Genomic DNA, 15,469 nt, shown 5'->3' with positions numbered 1-15,469 from the left:
CTCACTTCTGCTTGAAAACGTCGCGGGCGACACCGATGGCGGTGATGGCATTCGGCCAGCCGGCGTAGAAGGCGAGCTGCGTGATCGCCTCGACGATCTCCTCTTCCTTCACGCCGTTCGTGCGCGCCAGCGCGATATGCGAACGAAGTTGCTCGGGCCGGTTCAGCGCGATCAGGGCGGCAACCGTGATCAGGCTGCGGTCGCGCTTGGCCAGTCCCGGCCGCTCCCAGATGTCGCCAAACAGCACGTTGTCGGTGAGCTCGGCCATCTTCGGGGCGATGTCCCCCATGAGTTGCTGCGCCCTGGACGGCGGCTTCGCCGTCGCCGGCTGTGCCGGGGTTTGCGCTTGGGCGGAGCCCTCGAATGGCGCCGCACCCAGGAGCAGGGCGGCAACCGACGCGTTGCGGATGGTTCGCATGGCAGACCTCATTCGCGTTTGGAGATGGCTCAACTTCGGCGGTACGGAAGCGTCCGGGCGAAGAACGGGGCCAGCTTGCCCATGGCGGCATCGACGTATTTCGGCACCCAGTAGGTCTCGATATGCGTCGCGCCCTCGATCTCGAACAGCTCCTTGTCCGTGGTGCCGGTCGCCTTGGGGAAGGCCTCTTTGGTCATGTAGAGGCTGTCGGCCTTGCTGCCGGCGATCATCAGCAGGGGCTGGTCGATCAGCTCGATCTGATCGGTGGCATCCATAGCCCTGCCGATACATCTCGAAGGGCAGCTTCGCGATCTGCTCGTCGGTCAGGTTGGCGTCTCCGGAGTAAAGGATCTCGCCACCTGCCACTTCCTGGGCGCGCGCCTGCGAGACCTGCCGCAAGCGGTCCTGGATGGTGTTCAGCTGCGAATCCGCGAAGCCGTTGCGGCGCACGCGACCGGAGTTGAACATGCTCAGCGTCGCGATCGACCTGAACCGCTTGTCGACCTTCGCTGCGGCAAGCGCGTAGCCGCCGCCGCCGCAGAGGCCGAGCAGACCGATCCGGGCGACATCGACGCCCGGATAGCGGGTGACGTAGTCCGCCATGCCATGGATGTCCTCGATCCGGTTCTGGGGCTTGTCCACGCTGCGGGGCTGGCCGCCGCTCCCGCCCTGATAGGCGGCGTCCGCTGTGATCGCGATGTAACCCTCGCCCACCAGCCGTTGGGCATAGAGCCCCGCGACCTGCTCCTTCACGCCGCCGTTCGGATGGGCGACGACGATAGCTGGATAGCTCTTGGCAGCGCTGTACCCGGCCGGGGTGTAGACGTTGGCGACGATGTCCAGCCCGCCCAGCTTGTAGGTCACGGGGTGGATATCGACCTTGCCGGGCTCGTTGCCGGTGATCGCGCCCTCATAGACCAGGCCGAAGGGATTCTTCCTGTTATCGGCGGCGCGGGCGTCCCCGGCGGCAACGCCAGTGGCTGCGGCAGCGGCGGCCGTCTTCATGACGGTTCGACGGGTCATCATGGTCTTCCTTTCGAATGCAGTGCTTTGGAGGCCGGGCGCGAGGCGCCGCCAGCGTCAGTCGAGCTTCTTCTCGGCGAGGAACTTCGAGACCAGGTCGGCGATCTCGACATTGTTAAGGTCGGAGAACGGGAAGTGCGTGTTGCCGCGGATGCCGATCTCGGGGAGGTGTACGAGGCGCGCATCCCCGCCGTGCCGGTTGACGGCCGCGACCCAGAGCTTCGCCATCGCCAACCGGACGCGCCAGTTGTCTTGCCCACGCTCCGTGGTTGGCTCGACCGAAAAATTGTCGCCGTAATAGATGACGATCGGGATGCGGGTGAGCTTCTGGAAATCAGCCGAAGGCACCGCCTCGGGCGACAAAGTCCCGGCAGCGCTCGGCATGGCCGGGGGCAGTTCGCCCTCCGGGAAAATGAAGCCGCTGCCCGGCTCGAAAGCGACGATCGCCTTGACGTTGGCGTTCTTGATCGCCGTCAGCCAACCCGGACCGCCGCCTTGGGAATGCGTGAACAGGATCGCCGGACCGGTCTTGGCGAACAGCGCCGCCATCGCGTTGGAAATGACGCCGGCATCGTAGGGCCCGGTATTCGGCGTGACCGAGCGGAAGAACTGGTCCAGCGTCTCCGGCTTGCGGTCGAACTGGACGTTATCGAAGAAGTTCGGCCATTTGCCGAGCCGGAACTGATCGAAGAAGAGTTGGTCATAGGGGGTGGGTTCGATCGTCGTCCCGACCGTACTGTTGCCGGCACGTCCGCGCCGCGGCTGGTCGACGAGATAAACCGGGAATCCGCCGCGCAGGAACAGGGTCTGGAAACCCTCGCGCCCGTCCGAGGTCGTCTCCCAGCTTCGCGCCGACTGGAAGGCGCCGTGCAGCATGACGATCGGCAGCGGCTTGGGATTCTGGGGAACCTGATAGAAGGCGTAGAGATGGTCGCCATGAAGGCTTTGCCCTTCGGCCGTGGGCTTGTCGTTAGCGAAGTTTCCGGGGGTGCTCACCACCGTGCCGCCGACGGCGAAGCTGCCTTGCTCTTGGATCGTCAGAAAGCCGGGTTTGGCAGCCTGTTGCGAGAACGCCGGTGTTGAACCCATCAAGCCCCCCGCGAGAAGGAAGGGCGCAATAAGGAGTTTGGTATCGATGGAAGGCATTCGCCCCTCGTTCGCCGCATCAGCTCACGAGGAACCTAGTCTCCTATGCACTCTTCGATTAGCCATCTGGATTCAATAGGCTTGATAAGTCCGGCTAATTAATGCAGTGGCGATCCGGCGGGCTCCATGTCTGCTTCCTGAAGATGCCCAAGTCCCGCTACGGGCGCGGATCGGCAGATACTGAGCGTGCTGCAGAACTTCTGCTTCCCACCCAAGCTGGCCGTGGTCGAATGGCGAAACTGGCACGGCGGGTGCCCGCCGTGCCCAAGGTCATAGGTCCGTTTGCTCCGAAAGGAGAAGCGCATCGTCTAGGTAGCGCACGGTGCTTTCCAGTTTCGTATGGCCTAGAACAAGCTGGCATGCACGCAGATTGCCGGTGCGCTTGTAGATCAGCGCGACCTTTGTTCGGCGGAGACTATCCGTTCCGTAGAGCGCTAGGTCCAAAGCCGTCATTTCGGGCGAAGCGGAACGCAGGCCCGAGAATCCCTGGCAGGAAGAAACTCCGATGCGTTGCTCGTCGGGAGATGCTCGGGTCAAGCCCGAGCATGACGGCCTCCTGCGGCCGCACCGTATTGCGACCGTCATCGAAAGGTGGTCCTTTCCGCGCCCGCAACAGGGAATCGACCATGAGCGAAGCCGTTCTCGGAATCATCGGCGGATCGGGCATCTACGATCTGCCGGGTATCAGCGACCTCCGCGAGGAGCGGATCGACAGCCCCTGGGGCGAACCCTCCGACGCATTGCGGATCGGCCGCATCGGCAAAACCAAGATCGTCTTCCTGCCACGGCACGGCCGCGGCCACGCGATCCCGCCCTCCGAGATCAACTACCGCGCCAATATCGACGTGCTGAAGCGGGCGGGCGTGACCGACCTCGTCTCGCTCTCGGCCTGCGGCTCCTACAGGGCGGAGCTCTATCCGGGGCTTTTCGTGCTGGTCGACCAGTTCGTCGATCGCACCAGCCGGCGCGAGAGCTCGTTCTTCGGCAAGGGCTGCGTCGCCCATGTCTCCGTCGCCCACCCGGTCGGCCCGGCCCTGCAGTCGCGGATCGCAGCGGCCGCCGAAGCGGAGGAGCTGCCCTTCGTGCGCGGCGGAACGCTTGTCACGATGGAGGGGCCGCAGTTCTCGACCTATGCGGAATCGATGACCTATCGCGGCCTCGGCTACGACCTGATCGGCATGACGGCGATGCCGGAAGCCAAGCTCGCGCGCGAGGCCGAGATCACCTACGCCACCGTCGCGATGGTGACGGACTATGACTGCTGGCACGAGCTCCATGGCGCGGTCGATGTCGCCTCCGTCGTGGCAGTGCTGCACGAAAATGCCGACAAGGCACGCCGCCTCGTCGCGCGACTGGCGGCCGATTTCCCGACCGAGCGCGAAGCCTGCCCGGCCGGCTCGCATAATGCCCTCGACAATGCGATCATCACCGCGCCTGCCTTCCGCGATCCGGCTCTGCTGGCGAAGCTCGATGCGGTAGCCGGGCGCGTGCTCAAGGCCTGAGTCATGGCTGTGCCCTTGACGAAGCCGGCTCGGCGTCCGACCAAGGCGTCCGTCACCACGCCCGAGACGACGCCCATGAACCTCGCCGACAGCATCCGCGCGATCCCGGACTATCCCCGGCCCGGCATCGTCTTTCGCGACATCACCACGCTGCTCGGCGATGCGCGGGCCTTCCGCCGTGCCGTGGACGAGCTGGTGCAGCCCTTCGCCGGGCTGAAGATCGCCAAGATTGCCGGCATCGAGGCGCGGGGCTTCATTCTCGGCGGCGCTGTGGCGCACCAGCTCTCGGCCGGCTTCATCCCCGTGCGCAAGAAGGGCAAGCTGCCGCGGGAAACGTTGCGCGCGACCTATGCGCTCGAATACGGCACGGACGAGATCGAGATCCATCGCGACGCGGTGCAGCCGGGCGAGCGGGTGCTGCTGGTCGATGATCTCGTCGCGACCGGCGGCACGGCCGAAGCGGCCGTCAATCTGCTCGCCGGCCTGGGGGCGGAGGTGGTGGCAGCGTGCTTCATCGTCGACCTCCCCGAGCTCGGCGGGGCCGACAAGATCCGCAGGCTCGGCGTGCCCGTGCGGACGCTCGTCTCCTTCGCCGATCACTGAGCGCGCATGAAGATCAACGGCCAGCATTATCGAACGATCTGGCTCGGGCAGGATGGCTGGCGCGTCGTGGTGATCGACCAGACGCGGCTGCCCTTCCGCTTCGAGACGGTGGCGCTGGGCTCGGCCGAGCAGGCCGCCGACGCGATCCGCTCCATGGTGGTGCGGGGCGCGCCGCTGATCGGCGCAACAGCCGCCTATGGCGTCGCGCTGGCGATGCGGGCGGATGCCTCCGACGCTGCACTGGAAGCGGCGCTGGCGCTGCTGGGCGCAACGCGCCCGACCGCGGTCAACCTGCACTGGGCCCTGGAACGCATGCAGCGAGTGCTGGCGGCCAAGCCTTCCGAACGCCGGGCGGAAACCGCCTATGCCGAGGCGGCGGCGATCTGCGACGAGGATGTCGCGCTCTGCCGCGCCATCGGCGAGCACGGGTTGCCGTTGATCCGCGAGATCGCGGCGCGCAAGCCGGCGGGGCAGCCGGTCAACATCCTCACCCATTGCAATGCCGGCTGGATCGCCACGGTGGACTGGGGCACGGCGCTGGCGCCGATCTATCTGGCTCACGATGCCGGCATCCCTGTCCATGTCTGGGTCGACGAGACGCGCCCGCGCAACCAAGGCGCGGCGCTGACGGCCTATGAGCTCGGCGCCCATGGCGTGCCGCACACGGTGATCACCGACAATGCCGGCGGGCATCTGATGCAGCGCGGCGCGGTCGACATGGTTATCGTCGGCACCGACCGCACCACGGCCGATGGCGATGTCGCCAACAAGATCGGCACCTATCTCAAGGCGCTCGCGGCCCACGATAACGGCGTGCCGTTCTATGTCGCACTGCCGTCGCCGACGATCGACTGGAGCATCCGCGACGGCCTCGCCGACATTCCGATCGAGGAGCGGGCGGCGCGCGAGGTGACGCATCTGTCCGGGCTGGCCGAGGATGGCGAGGTGCGCTCCGTCCGCGTCGTCGCGCCGGGCAGCAATGCGGTCAATCCGGCCTTCGACGTCACGCCGGCGCGGCTGGTCACCGGGCTCATCACCGAGCGCGGTGTCTGCGCGGCGAGCACTGAGGGCCTCGAGCAACTCTTTCCCGATCTGGCAAGCAGGGCGACAGGATGAACGAACTGGAGCTGCGGCAGGAGATCGTGGCGGTCGCACAGGCGATCGACCTTGCGGGCTTCTGCCCGTCGAAATCGGGCAATGTCTCCGCACGCTTCGGCGAGGGGTTGCTGATCACGCCCTCGGGACTGCCCTATGCGAAGACGAAACCCGAGGATCTGATCCATCTGTCGCTCGACGGCACGGTTCTGGACGGCACGCGCAAGCCCTCCTCGGAATGGCCCTTCCACGTCGAGATCTACAAGGCGCGGCCGGATGCGCAGGCGATCGTGCATACCCATTCGCCGCGTGCCACGGCGCTTTCCAGCACCCGGCGCGGCATCCCGGCCTTCCACTACATGATCGCGCTTTGCGGCGGCGCCGATGTGCGCTGCGCGGATTACGCGACCTTCGGCTCGCCCGAGCTGGCAGCCAATGCCGTGAGGGGGCTCGATGGACGCAAGGCGGTGCTGCTCGCCAACCACGGCGTCATCGCGCTCGGACAGACATTGGCGGGCGCCCACACCATCGTTGCCGAGGTCGAGAACCTCGCAGGCCAGTATCTCGACATCCTGGCGGCGGGGCTTGAGCCGATCATCCTCGATGGCGCCGAAATGGAGCGCGTCGGCGCCAAATTCGCGGGCTACGGCAAGGTCGGTTAATCTGGCGAGGCTCGTCTTACGCAGCGTTAAACAATGCCGCGTAGACATGGATCATGATCGTTTCGCGCTATCTGCACGAATCATTCGATGTGCTCTCGGTCGGCGTGTGTGAATACGATGCCGAGCATCGCGCCGTCAGCTGGAACCGCACGTTCCTGCACTTCTTCCCTGAGGACGACGGCCTGATCTATCCGGGCGAGCCCTATGTCGACAACCTGCGGCGGTTCTACACGCTGCGGCTTGCGCCGGAGGAGATGCCGGATATCGAGCGCTACATCGCAGAGGGCATGGCCCGCCACGAAAACCAGACCCAGGCCTTCGAATTCCTGCACAATGGCCGGCGGCTGCGCGCGACTTCGCTCAGGGCGCCCTGCGGCAGCCGGGTGCGGATGTGGCAGATGATCCAGACCGCGCACCAAGTCGATGCGGCGGACGCCATGCTGCCCGCTTTCGAGGCGCTTCGTTTCATTCCCGACGGTGCGATGTTGCTCGACGGCGAAGACCGGATCATCGCGGCCAACGATGCGTTCCGCCAGCTCTACGACATTCCCGCTGACATGCTGATCGTCGGATTGACGTTCGACCAGATCGTCGCCGAATGCTGGCGCGGCGTTTCGGCCGTCGCGGGCCTGCGGGCCAGCATCCTCAACGGTCTGCGCTATGATGGCGCGCCCTTCGAGATCGAACTGCCGGGGCAGCGCTGGCGGCGCGTCGTCGCTCGCCATACGGTCGAGGGGCTGAGCTGCTTCATCCATGCCGACATCACGATGGCGAAACGCCAGCAGGCAGCGCTCATGAGCGCGCGGGACGCCTTGCGGCAGGCCAATGCCGAACTTGTCCAATTGGCGCAGACTGACGGGCTGACGGGGCTCGCCAACCGCCGCCGCTTCATCGAATGCCTCGCCAGCGAGGCGGCTCGTGTGCAGACGCTGGCGCTGTTGATCGTCGATGTCGATCACTTCAAGGCGATCAACGACCAGTTCGGCCATGTCGCCGGCGATACCTGCCTGCGCATGGTGGCGCAGATCATCGCCGGCCCCCCGACCAGCCAGGCGCTGCTCGTCGCACGGCTTGGCGGCGAGGAATTCGGCGTCTTGATCGCCGATGTGACGGCGGATCAGGCGAAGGGCGTCGCGGAAGCGATCCGGCATGCGCTGGCCCAGGCGCCCTGGCGCGCGGTCGACGCACAATTGCAGGGCGCGACGGTGTCGATCGGGCTGTGCTGCGGCCAGGGGCCGCTCAACGGCGATGCCCTCTATGCCAGTGCCGACGAGGCGCTCTATGCGGCGAAACGCAATGGCCGCGACCGGATCGAGATCTTGCTTCTACCCGTTTCGGCCAACGCTAGAGCGGGCTGAATTCAGGCCGCGGGCTTGCGCTCGACGAAGACACAGCCGTCGAAGCTGAAGACCTCTTCGCCGTGCTGGTTGACGCCGGTGTTGCGGTGGAAGAACAGGCCCCATTGCGGCCGCGAGGCGCTCTCGCGCTTGTCGATCACTTCCGAAAAATAGGTGATGCGGTCGCCGGCGAAGACCGGTTTCGACCAGCGCAGATTCTTGAAGCCGGGCGAGGGGCCGAGGCGCGCAGGGCGCCCGGTCGTCGCCGCGAGCTGGCGCTCGCGATGCGAGACCATCGTCGCCATCCAGACGGCGGCTGTGTGCCAGCCCGAGGCCGCAAGCTTGCCGAAGGATGAGGCCTCGGCCGCCGCCTCGTCCATATGGAAGGGCTGCGGATCGAAGCTGCGGGCGAAGGCGACGATCTCCCCGGCGGTGAAGACGAAGCTGCCGAGCTCATGGCGGCTGCCGATCTCCAGTTCCTCGAAGAAGCGGGTCGGTTCCGCAGCTGTGGCGGGCTTTTCGAGCGGGCTCTCGATGGCCGGGCGCTCATACCGCGCGGAATGCGCGAGCCAGTTCCCGGTCGGCTGCGGAGCGATGCCGGAGCCCTTGCGGCCGAACATGATCCAGTTGGTCTGCTCCAGCACCGGCTCGTCGCGCTGGTTGAGCAATTCGAGCCGGAAGCGCACCAGGCCCATTTCCGGGCGCGAGCGCGAGGCCTTGGTCTCAAGCACGGTTCGTCGCGCGCTCAGCGTGTCCCCGGGGAAGACGGGCCGCAGCCACTTCACCTCCTCGATGCCGGGCGCACCCATGCCGGTGGAGTCCAGCAGGAACTCCTCCGCCATCAAGCGCATCAGCAGCGAACAGCTATGCCAGCCGGAGCCGATCAGCCCGCCGACGAAGCTCGCCTTGGCGGCTTCCGGATCGACATGGAAATCCTGCGCGTCGTAGCGCGAGGCAAAGGCGATCAGCTCGTCCTGAGAAACGGCGATGCCGCGCGAGCGCGTGACCGCGCCGGCGACGAAATCCTCGAACTGCAGCATCGGCCGGGATCCTCTGGGCGCGCCTCAGTTCGCGAAGCGGAAATGCAGCACGTCGCCGTCGGCGACGACGTATTCCTTGCCTTCGAGGCGGAACTTGCCGGCTTCGCGCGCCCCGGCCTCGCCCTTGTTGGCGACATAGTCGTCATAGGCGATGGTCTCGGCGCGGATATAGCCCTTCTCGAAATCGGTATGGATCACGCCTGCCGCCTGCGGGCCCTTGGTGCCCTTCTCGATCGTCCAGGCGCGGGCCTCCTTGGGACCGACGGTGAAGTAGGTCACGAGGTTGAGCAGGCTGTAGCCGGCGCGGATGACGCGGTTCAGCCCGGGCTCCTCGAGGCCGACCGCCTCGAGATAATCCGCCTGCTCCTCGGGCGGCAGCACCGCGATCTCGCTCTCGATCTTGGCCGAGACGACCACGGCGACGGCGCCTTCCTCGGCGGCGCGCTTCTTCACCTGCTCGGAGAAGGCATTGCCCTTGTCGGCGCTGGCTTCCTCGACATTGCAGACATAGAGGACGGGCTTCGAGGAGAGCAGGCCGAGCAATTCGAAGGGCCGGCGTTCCTCGGCGGCGAGCTGGACGAGGCGGGCGGGCTTGCCGTCACGCAGCAGCACGAGGCAGCGATTCATCAGATCGGCCGCTTCCTTGGCCTCCTTGTCGCCGGCCTTCGCCTTCTTCTCCAGGGGCAGGACGCGCTTTTCGAGGCTTTCGAGATCGGAGAGCATCAGCTCGGTCTCGATGATCTCGATGTCGTCGATCGGCGCGACCTTGCCTTCGACATGGGTGATGTCGCCATCCTCGAAGCAGCGCACGACATGGGCGATGGCGTCGCATTCGCGGATATTGGCGAGGAACTGATTGCCGAGCCCTTCACCCTTCGAGGCGCCGCGGACCAGGCCGGCGATGTCGACGAAGGTCAGCCGCGTCGGGATGATCTCCTTGGAGCCGGCGATGGCGGCGAGCTTCTCCAGCCGCTCGTCGGGGACGGCGACGTCGCCGACATTGGGCTCGATGGTGCAGAACGGATAGTTCGCGGCCTGTGCCGCGGCCGTCTGCGTCAGCGCGTTGAAGAGGGTCGACTTGCCGACGTTCGGCAGGCCGACGATGCCACATTTGAAGCCCATGATCGCCTGTTCCGTTGCCCGGCGCGATTGGCCGCTGCCGGGCGTGAAGCTTTGAAAGTTGCGGCCTTATTGGGGGGCTTGCGCGATAAAGACAAGAGCCGCCGGCCGGATGGGCGAGGTGCCGCTCACGCGAACGTGCATGGCGGCTGGGCGGGCGGCGGTGCTGGATCGCCGGCAGGCCTCCTCGCGATCGGTTATCCCATGCGCAAGCTCCCGCTCTTCTCCGTCGTTCTCGCTTCCCTCCTTGCCGTCGGCGCGGCGCAGGCCCAACAGGGGGGCACGCGGCTACGGGGCGAGGTCGAAGCCATGAACGGCTCGGTCCTGACCCTCAAGACTCCCGAGGGACGCGAGGCCAAGATCGCGCTCGCGCCGGGCTTCTCCACCGGCGGGGTGGTGCCCGCCAAGGCCTCCGACATCGCCAAGGGCAGCTTCATCGGCGTCGGCGCCAAGCCGCAGCCGGACGGGACCCTGCTAGCCGTGCAGGTATTCATCTTCCCCGAGGCGATGCGCGGCACGGGCGAGGGGCACCGGCCCTGGGGCGTGCTGCCGGATTCGACCATGACCAATGCGACGGTGGCCGAGACGGTCTCGCGGGTCGATGGCGCCAGCCTGGTGCTGAGCTATCCCGGCGGCGAGCAGAAGGTCGTGATCACGCCGGAAGCCGCCATCCTAATGGCCGCGCCGGCCGAGGCGAGCGAACTCAGGCCCGGCGCGCAGGTCGCGATGACGGCAAGCCGGCAAGCGGATGGCAGCTACAGCACGAGCCGCGTCACGGTCGCCAAATCCGGGGCGAAGCTGCCCCTGTGACGGCTCAGTCGGCAGCCTTCTCGCCGAGTTGCTTCACCGCGGCATGACCACGCGCATCCATGAAAAGATGCACCTTGTTCTGGAAACCGGCATCGTCATGGGCCGACAGCAGGGCCGCGTGATCGGCGCAGGCGGTGCAGAGATCCTCGACCCAGGGCTGCTCGACCTTGCCGAAATCGTTGAGCACGTAGGAATGGACGAGCGCCTTGTCGCCGGGATGGCCGATGCCCATCCGCACGCGGCGGTATTCGTTGCCGATCGCCGCGGTGGTCGAGCGCAGCCCGTTATGGCCGGCATTGCCGCCGCCGAGCTTGACCCTGAGCTTCGCGGGCGGGAGGTCGAGCTCGTCGTGGAAGACGATGACGTCGGCGGGGGCGATCTTGAAGAAGCGGGCGGCCTCGCCGATCGAGCGGCCGGACTCGTTCATGTAGGTCTGCGGCTTGAGCAGGATGATCTTCTCGGCCCCGATGGTGGCCTCGCAGGCCTCCGCCTGGAAGCGCGCGCGCCAGGGCGAGGCGCGATGGAGGCGCGCGATCTCCTCGACGGCCATGAAGCCGATATTGTGCCGGTTGCGGGCATAGCGCCCGCCCGGATTGCCGAGGCCGGCAAAGATCAGCATGGCGGAACTCCGGCAGGCTCATAGCAAGACGGCCGGGAGGTCCCGGCCGTCTCGTTCGACTGGATTGGGCAGGGAGGGCGCCGGGTTGGCGCCGCGTCCTCAGGCCTTGGCTTCGGTCGGAGCCTCGGCAGCCGTCTCGGCCTCGGCCGCAGGCTCGACATCGACGGTCGGCGGAGCGAGCGTGACGATCGTCGCGTCGGAACCGACGGTCAGCTTGGCACCGGTCGGGAGCTTGATGGCCTTGGCTTCGATCTGGTCACCGATGTTCAGGCCGGCGACGGAGACCTCGAAGGCTTCCGGAATGTTCTCGGGCTCGACGGTGATTTCGAGGGTGTGCTCGACGAGCTGGACGAGACCGCCGTTCTTGATGCCGGGGCTGGCGTCCTGGCCGATGACGTGGATCGGAACCTGAACGGTCACGGTCTGGCCCTTGGCGACGCGCAGGAAGTCGACGTGCAGCGGGAAGTCCTTGACCGGGTCGAGCTGGTAGTCCCGCGGAATGACGCGGTGCTTCTTGCCGGCGACGGTGATCTCGAAGATCGTGGTCAGGAAGTGGCCGCCGAAAATCAGCTGGCGGGTCTTGTTGGAGTCGAGCGCGATGGCTTCGGGAGCAGCGCCCCCACCATAGATCACGGCAGGCGTCTGGCCCTGGCGGCGAACTGCACGGGCGGCCCCCTTGCCGACCTGTGCGCGCGCCGAAGCCTCGATTTGCTTCACGGCGGTCATGTTGGATGTCCTTGACTTGTAAATGACAAGGCCGCCTCGTGGCGGCCATCGGTTCGTGCGTCCAGAGCCTCCAAGGGTGTCAGCCGGGCGCGACGCTGCTCATAGGGTAAAACCGGCGCAATCTCAAGTCCGCTGCGTCACGCCGCGTTGGCGACGATATCGCGCTCGGGCAGGAAGGCGGGAGCGGCCTGGCCGAAGCGCTGCACCAGTTCGCGGATGATGAATGCCGGGACCGGCGGGGAATAGAGGTAGCCCTGTCCGAAGCGGCAACCCATCTCCTCGAGGCGCTGGGCCTGCGACTGGGTCTCGATCCCTTCGGCGATGATCTTCATGCCGAGGCGGCGGGTCATCGTCAGCAGGGATTCGACGATCACCGCACTGCGGGCGCCGCTGTCGATGGGGCCGACGAAGGAGCGGTCGATCTTGATGATGTCGATCGGAAAATCGAGCAGATGGGTCAGCGAGGCGAAGCCGGTGCCGAAATCGTCGAGCGCCACCAGCATCCCGAGAGCGCGCAACGCTTCCATCGTCCTGGCGACGCCGTCCCTGCGCCCGCCCATGAAGACCTGCTCGGTGATCTCGATGACGAGGTGCTGCATCGGCACGCCCCCCTTGTCGAGCGCTCTTGCGGCACGCTGGGCGAGGTCACCCTTCTGGAAATCGGCCGAGGTCACGTTCAGGCCGACATGCCGGACATGCAGGCCGGCATCCTGCCAGTCGGCCATGTCGGCGGCGACGGAAGCGAGCATCTGCGTGGTGATGCGGTGGGCGATCTTGGGGTCCTGCAACGCCTCCTGGAACTCGCCTGCCGCGACGATGCGGCCGTCATCGAGCCGCATGCGGGCGAGTGCCTCGACGCCCACGATCTCGGCCGTGTCGAGCCGGATGATCGGCTGGTAGTAGGGAATGATGCGCTCGCTGCCGAGCGCGCCTGCGACATCCTTACGGATCCGGGTGCGATGCATCATCGCGCTGCGCAGCTTCCGGCGGAAGCGCACATAGCGGCCGCGGCGGGTTTCCTTGGCATGATAAAGCGCGAGATCGGCATTCTGCCGGAGCGTCACGCTGTCTTCCCCGTCCTCGCCGGCAATGGCGCCGCCGATGGTGACGCTGGGCTGGATGCTGTGGCCGTCATGGTCGAGCGGCGTGGCGACGGCTGCGAGAGCGGCCGAGGCGAGGCTGCGCATCCTTGCGGCGCTGTCGCAACCGGGAATCAGCGCGGCAAATTCGTCGCCGCCGATCCGGCAGGTCAGGCAGCCGCCCAAGGCCGCGCTCAGCCGATCGCCCACGCCGGCGATCAGGCTGTCGCCGGCGGCGTGGCCCAGCGTATCGTTCACGATCTTCAGATGGTCGATGTCGATCAGCAGCAGCCCATAGCGCTGCGAGGCCGCGCTGATCGTGGCGATCGCATCGTTGAACTGGGCGCGGTTCGGCAACCGGGTCAGCGTATCGAAATAGGCGAGGCGGTGGTTGCGCGTGCGCACCTCGTCATGCTCGATCGCGATGGCGCAGAGATGCACGCAGGTCGCGACGATGCGGCGTTCGAGGTCCCGCGGCTGGCGCGGCTTGGGGAAATAAAAGGCGAAGGCGCCGACGACGCGGCCGTCGCGCGCCTTGATCGGGGTCGACCAGCAGGCGCGCAGGCCGAGCGGCAGGACAAGCTGCGCATAGGATTGCCAGAGCGGATCGGTCGCGATGTCGGTGACTTCGACCGGAGCGGCGCGATGGATCGCAGTGCCGCACGATCCGGCTTGGGGACCGATCTGCATCCCGGCGATCCCGGCGATGTAATGCGCGGGCAGGCTGGGCGAGGCGAGAGGCTGCAGGCAGCCGCGATCATCGACGTTGACGACGGAACAGACGACGCCAGGCGAGATCGCCTCGGCCCGGTGGCAGAGACGCTCCATGCATGTCGCGAGGGCCTCGCCCCGCGCGATGTCTTCCAGAATATCGTTCTGCAGAGCTTGCAGGTGGCCCGAGGGTCTGATCACGCAGTTCCCGACGCTGAGAGCTTGTCGAAGAACGCGGGCTTACCGCAAACGCCTTAAGGGCCGATTGCGACGCCGATTCAAACTTTACCCGCCTCAGGCGGCGGCGAGGCCGAGCCGCTCGTCGCGACGGCGCAGGACATACATCAGCGGCACCGCGAACAGCACCATCCAGGCCTTGCCGATGATCTGGCCGGCGAGGAAATCCAGGCTGCCGAAGGCGAGATGCAGGAAGACGATGCTGTCGACGACGAGTCCGACGACGCCGGATGCCAGGACGGCGGTGAGGAAGCGCCGGCGCTGCAGGGGCGTATAGACGGCGAAGTCGGCGAGCTCCGACAGCAGGAAGGCCACGACCGAGGCGATCACGATGGCCGGCGGGGCGAGCATGGCCGAGATGAGCGTGCCGACGGCGATCGCGCCGAGGCCTGCCAGCGTGCCGAGGCGGCGCTGGACGAGGTCGCGCAGCACCAGCGCGAGGCCGACCATGAGGACGCCGCTCGGCGCCATCACGCCGGGCCAGACCGGCACGAGGCAGGGCCCGTTGGGGATGCAGACCGAGCCGGCATTGCCGATCAGCCAGTTGGCCGCGGGAATGGTGAGGCCGAACAGGACGAGTGCGACGAGGCCTTCGAGCTGTCGCTGGCGATCACGAGTCATAGGATGGTCCGCTGTCGTCGGGTGTTACGAGATAGGCCGCGAAGCCTTTTGACCGCAAATCGCATGCCGGGCAATGGCCGCAGCCGAAACCCCAGTCATGCCGGGTCGTCCTGTCGCCGAGATAGCAACTATGCGTCTCTTCGAGAACGAGGTCGAGCAGCGCCTGCCCGCCGAGCGTGCGCGCCAGCGCGAAGGTCTGCGCCTTGTCGCGCCACATCAGCGGCGTATGGAGTACGAGCCGGCGATCGAGCCCCAGGCCCAGCGCGACCTGCATCGCCTTGATCGTGTCGTCGCGGCAATCGGGATAGCCCGAATAATCGGTCTCGCAGACGCCGAGGACGATGTGCTTCAGGTCGCGGCGATAGGCGACGGCGGCGGCGAATGTGAGGAAGATCAGGTTGCGCCCGGGCACGAAGGTGGTCGGCAGGCCGGTTTCCGCGAAGGCGATCTCGGTCTCGCGCGTCAGCGCGGTGTCGGAAATCGCGCCGAGCGCCTTCAGATCGACGAGATGGTCGGGGCCGAGCCGCTCGGCATAGCGCGAGGACCGCGCAGGCAGTTTTTCCCGGATCGCGAGACGGCATTCCATCTCGACATGATGGCGCTGGCCGTAGTCGAAGCCGATCGTCTCGACCGCATCGAAGCGCTCGAGAGCCCAGGCCAGCGCGGTGGTGGAATCCTGGCCGCCGGAGAACAGGACGAGGGCGCGGGCGCTCACACTAGC

At 66.6% G+C, this 15,469-nt stretch carries 15 protein-coding genes and 2 pseudogenes; 6 read left to right on the top strand and 11 right to left on the bottom strand.

The features are described 5' to 3' along the window. Nucleotide 1: 1 nt before the first annotated feature. From NWE53_RS11200 to NWE53_RS11185, 4 genes and pseudogenes are all read right to left on the bottom strand, one after another. On the bottom strand, nt 2–430 hold the full coding sequence (locus tag NWE53_RS11200) for a carboxymuconolactone decarboxylase family protein (protein WP_265054371.1): 429 nt from the start codon (nt 428–430) through the stop codon (nt 2–4). 17 nt (nt 431–447) lie between these two features. Next, nucleotides 448–1,423 (bottom strand): annotated as a pseudogene (locus NWE53_RS11195) (alpha/beta hydrolase). A gap of 75 nt (nt 1,424–1,498) precedes the next feature. Beyond that, nucleotides 1,499–2,530 (bottom strand): alpha/beta hydrolase, encoded by a 1,032-nt coding sequence (locus NWE53_RS11190; RefSeq protein ID WP_265054370.1) that lies wholly within the window; start codon nt 2,528–2,530, stop codon nt 1,499–1,501. Nucleotides 2,531–2,857: 327 nt separating this feature from the next. Next, nucleotides 2,858–3,013: pseudogene (locus tag NWE53_RS11185) on the bottom strand (integrase); the annotation flags it as partial. A 200-nt stretch (nt 3,014–3,213) separates the two neighbouring features. On the opposite strand from NWE53_RS11185, the gene NWE53_RS11180 reads away from it, so the two are divergent. The 5 genes from NWE53_RS11180 (at nt 3,214) to NWE53_RS11160 (ending at nt 7,807) form a co-directional block, all read left to right on the top strand. Then, complete coding sequence (locus NWE53_RS11180; RefSeq protein WP_265054369.1) at nt 3,214–4,089, top strand: S-methyl-5'-thioadenosine phosphorylase; 876 nt, start codon at nt 3,214–3,216, stop codon at nt 4,087–4,089. A 75-nt stretch (nt 4,090–4,164) separates the two neighbouring features. Continuing rightward, nucleotides 4,165–4,692 carry an adenine phosphoribosyltransferase gene (locus NWE53_RS11175; RefSeq protein ID WP_265054883.1) on the top strand — a complete coding sequence of 176 codons (528 nt, stop codon included), beginning with the start codon at nt 4,165–4,167 and terminating at the stop codon, nt 4,690–4,692. A 6-nt stretch (nt 4,693–4,698) separates the two neighbouring features. Further along, nucleotides 4,699–5,808, top strand: coding sequence for an S-methyl-5-thioribose-1-phosphate isomerase (gene mtnA / locus NWE53_RS11170; RefSeq protein WP_265054368.1), 1,110 nt, complete (start codon nt 4,699–4,701; stop codon nt 5,806–5,808). Continuing rightward, a complete protein-coding gene (locus NWE53_RS11165) occupies nt 5,805–6,449 on the top strand; it encodes a class II aldolase/adducin family protein (protein ID WP_265054367.1) in 645 nt (214 codons plus the stop codon). The genes mtnA and NWE53_RS11165 overlap by 4 nt, the downstream gene beginning before the upstream one ends. Nucleotides 6,450–6,502: 53 nt before the next feature. Next, nucleotides 6,503–7,807: a sensor domain-containing diguanylate cyclase gene (locus tag NWE53_RS11160; RefSeq protein ID WP_265054366.1), complete on the top strand. Its 1,305-nt coding sequence runs from the start codon at nt 6,503–6,505 to the stop codon at nt 7,805–7,807. 2 nt (nt 7,808–7,809) lie between these two features. Here NWE53_RS11160 and NWE53_RS11155 read toward each other — a convergent pair whose 3' ends face one another. Beyond that, nucleotides 7,810–8,826 carry a MaoC family dehydratase gene (locus NWE53_RS11155; protein WP_265054365.1) on the bottom strand — a complete coding sequence of 339 codons (1,017 nt, stop codon included), beginning with the start codon at nt 8,824–8,826 and terminating at the stop codon, nt 7,810–7,812. A gap of 24 nt (nt 8,827–8,850) precedes the next feature. Next, a complete protein-coding gene (gene ychF, locus NWE53_RS11150; RefSeq protein WP_265054364.1) occupies nt 8,851–9,948 on the bottom strand; it encodes a redox-regulated ATPase YchF in 1,098 nt (365 codons plus the stop codon). Between the two features lie 201 nt (nt 9,949–10,149). Between ychF and NWE53_RS11145 the strand changes: the two genes are divergently transcribed. Beyond that, nucleotides 10,150–10,755, top strand: a complete 606-nt coding sequence (locus NWE53_RS11145; protein WP_265054363.1) for a hypothetical protein — start codon at nt 10,150–10,152, stop codon at nt 10,753–10,755. A gap of 4 nt (nt 10,756–10,759) precedes the next feature. On the opposite strand, the gene pth is transcribed toward NWE53_RS11145, so the two are convergent. The 5 genes from pth to queC all read right to left on the bottom strand — a co-directional run bounded on the left by pth (nt 10,760) and on the right by queC (nt 15,463). After that, nucleotides 10,760–11,374 carry an aminoacyl-tRNA hydrolase gene (gene pth, locus NWE53_RS11140; protein ID WP_265054362.1) on the bottom strand — a complete coding sequence of 205 codons (615 nt, stop codon included), beginning with the start codon at nt 11,372–11,374 and terminating at the stop codon, nt 10,760–10,762. Nucleotides 11,375–11,473: 99 nt separating this feature from the next. Beyond that, complete coding sequence (locus NWE53_RS11135; RefSeq protein WP_265054361.1) at nt 11,474–12,100, bottom strand: 50S ribosomal protein L25/general stress protein Ctc; 627 nt, start codon at nt 12,098–12,100, stop codon at nt 11,474–11,476. A gap of 137 nt (nt 12,101–12,237) precedes the next feature. After that, the gene (locus NWE53_RS11130) at nt 12,238–14,091 is read right to left on the bottom strand and encodes a putative bifunctional diguanylate cyclase/phosphodiesterase (RefSeq protein ID WP_265054360.1); all 1,854 of its coding nucleotides are present in this window, start codon (nt 14,089–14,091) and stop codon (nt 12,238–12,240) included. Between the two features lie 93 nt (nt 14,092–14,184). Next, nucleotides 14,185–14,748 carry a VUT family protein gene (locus NWE53_RS11125; RefSeq protein WP_265054359.1) on the bottom strand — a complete coding sequence of 188 codons (564 nt, stop codon included), beginning with the start codon at nt 14,746–14,748 and terminating at the stop codon, nt 14,185–14,187. After that, nucleotides 14,738–15,463 carry a 7-cyano-7-deazaguanine synthase QueC gene (gene queC / locus NWE53_RS11120; RefSeq protein WP_265054358.1) on the bottom strand — a complete coding sequence of 242 codons (726 nt, stop codon included), beginning with the start codon at nt 15,461–15,463 and terminating at the stop codon, nt 14,738–14,740. Before queC ends, NWE53_RS11125 begins: the two co-directional genes overlap by 11 nt. Between the last annotated feature and the right edge of the window lie 6 nt (nt 15,464–15,469).

It is taken from the genome of Bosea sp. NBC_00550 (genome assembly GCF_026020075.1).
Taxonomy (GTDB): Bacteria; Pseudomonadota; Alphaproteobacteria; order Rhizobiales; family Beijerinckiaceae; genus Allobosea.
Note: the sequence above shows the minus strand (reverse complement) of the source record. Positions and strands in the feature narration are given on the sequence as shown.

Excerpts from the sequence above, each read along its gene's own strand:
- NWE53_RS11200 (WP_265054371.1), bottom strand. The coding sequence starts at position 430 with ATGAGGTCTGCCATGCGAACCATCCGCAACGCGTCGGTTGCCGCCCTG.
- NWE53_RS11190 (WP_265054370.1), bottom strand. The coding sequence starts at position 2,530 with ATGGGTTCAACACCGGCGTTCTCGCAACAGGCTGCCAAACCCGGCTTT.
- NWE53_RS11180 (WP_265054369.1), top strand. The coding sequence starts at position 3,214 with ATGAGCGAAGCCGTTCTCGGAATCATCGGCGGATCGGGCATCTACGAT.
- NWE53_RS11175 (WP_265054883.1), top strand. The coding sequence starts at position 4,165 with ATGAACCTCGCCGACAGCATCCGCGCGATCCCGGACTATCCCCGGCCC.
- mtnA (WP_265054368.1), top strand. The coding sequence starts at position 4,699 with ATGAAGATCAACGGCCAGCATTATCGAACGATCTGGCTCGGGCAGGAT.
- NWE53_RS11165 (WP_265054367.1), top strand. The coding sequence starts at position 5,805 with ATGAACGAACTGGAGCTGCGGCAGGAGATCGTGGCGGTCGCACAGGCG.
- NWE53_RS11160 (WP_265054366.1), top strand. The coding sequence starts at position 6,503 with ATGATCGTTTCGCGCTATCTGCACGAATCATTCGATGTGCTCTCGGTC.
- NWE53_RS11155 (WP_265054365.1), bottom strand. The coding sequence starts at position 8,826 with ATGCTGCAGTTCGAGGATTTCGTCGCCGGCGCGGTCACGCGCTCGCGC.
- ychF (WP_265054364.1), bottom strand. The coding sequence starts at position 9,948 with ATGGGCTTCAAATGTGGCATCGTCGGCCTGCCGAACGTCGGCAAGTCG.
- NWE53_RS11145 (WP_265054363.1), top strand. The coding sequence starts at position 10,150 with ATGCGCAAGCTCCCGCTCTTCTCCGTCGTTCTCGCTTCCCTCCTTGCC.
- pth (WP_265054362.1), bottom strand. The coding sequence starts at position 11,374 with ATGCTGATCTTTGCCGGCCTCGGCAATCCGGGCGGGCGCTATGCCCGC.
- NWE53_RS11135 (WP_265054361.1), bottom strand. The coding sequence starts at position 12,100 with ATGACCGCCGTGAAGCAAATCGAGGCTTCGGCGCGCGCACAGGTCGGC.
- NWE53_RS11125 (WP_265054359.1), bottom strand. The coding sequence starts at position 14,748 with ATGACTCGTGATCGCCAGCGACAGCTCGAAGGCCTCGTCGCACTCGTC.